Source organism: Methanobrevibacter sp. 87.7 (assembly GCF_002208625.1).
Taxonomy (GTDB): domain Archaea; phylum Methanobacteriota; class Methanobacteria; order Methanobacteriales; family Methanobacteriaceae; genus Methanarmilla.
In genome coordinates this window covers 1-1512 of the sequence record NZ_MRCT01000259.1, presented here as the reverse complement: position 1 = coordinate 1512, position 1512 = coordinate 1, and the positions used below count along the sequence as shown (strand labels likewise).

Here is a 1512-nt window from a genome sequence, read left to right as displayed (position 1 = left end):
AATAATAAAAAACTTTTAAAAAAAATAACTAAAAAAATAACACAAATAGCTAAAAAATTATTTTAAATCTAATTAATAAAAAATAGCTAAAAATTATAAAAAATATTAAAATAGAAAAATAGCTAAAAAAATAAAATATAAGATCTAATGGTTATTAACAATTAAATCTCTTAAAGTATCAATATCAGCACTTACTTTAGTAGGTTCAACAGATGCTTTAATAGCTGTATCTGGATCTTTAAGAACATGACCAGTTACAACACAAACAACTTTTTCACCTTTTTCAACTACTCCATCATCTACTAATTTTCTTAAACCAGCGATAGAAGCAGCAGAAGCAGGTTCTACACCAATACCTTCAGTTCTTGCTAAGTATTTTTGAGCATCAAGAATTTGATCATCAGTAACTGTTTCACAATATCCATCAGAATCATATATAGCATGAAGTGCTTTAATACTTGATACTGGAGCACCAATACGAATAGCTGTTGCAATTGTTTCAGGATTTTCAACAGGTTCCATTTTCATACTATGTTTTTTAAATGCATGAGCAATAGGTGCTGCACCTTCAGCTTGAATACCAGTCATCATTGGTAAATCTTCAATAAAACCAGCATTATGGAATTCAGAAACACCTTTCCAAATAGCTGAAATATTTCCTGCATTACCTACAGGTAAAATAATTCTATCAGGTGATTTCCAACCTAAATCATTTACAATTTCATAACCAATAGTTTTTTGCCCTTCTAATCTAAATGGGTTAATTGAATTTAATAAGTATAAATGTTTTTCACGAGCAAGTTGAGTCATTGCTTTGAGAGCTTCATCAAAGTTACCATCAATTGAGAAAACTTCAGCACCATGGAACATAGCTTGTGCAAGTTTACCTAATGCAACTTTACCTTGAGGTAAAAATACAATACACCTTAATCCTCCACGAGCAGCATAAGCAGCAAGAGAAGCTGATGTATTACCTGTTGAAGCACATCCTACAGTATGAACTCCAAGTTCCATAGCTTTAGTCATACCGACAGTCATACCTCTATCTTTAAAACTACCAGTAGGATTAGATCCTTCAACTTTAACATACAAATCTACACCTAATTCATCACCTAATTTATCACAATGAACAAATGGTGTTCCACCTTCATCTAAAGATACAATTTTATTTTCATCTACAGGAATACATTCTTTATATTTCCAAACATTTTGACGACGTCCATCAAATATACTTTTATCTACATCAAAATCAGGTACTGCTTCTAAAATAGAACCACATTTTGGACATGTATAAATGATTTCATCATCTGGAAATTCTTCACCACATGATACGCATCTTATCATAATATCACTTAATAAATAATATAATAAATTTTAATTAAAATTAATTTATTAAAAATTTCTATAAAAAAAATTGTTAAATTTCAAAATTAAATCTTTTATATAATTTAAATCTAATATTAAAAAGAATAAAATTTCAAAATGATATAAGTTATCTTTAATATATATGTT

The 1512-nt window shown here is 28.4% G+C and carries 1 protein-coding gene; it reads right to left on the bottom strand.

What is annotated here, in order from left to right; translation table 11 throughout:
* Positions 1-144: 144 nt before the first annotated feature.
* Complete coding sequence (gene thrC / locus BGI41_RS08085; RefSeq protein ID WP_088540188.1) at positions 145-1344, bottom strand: threonine synthase; 1200 nt, start codon at positions 1342-1344, stop codon at positions 145-147.
* Between the last annotated feature and the right edge of the window lie 168 nt (positions 1345-1512).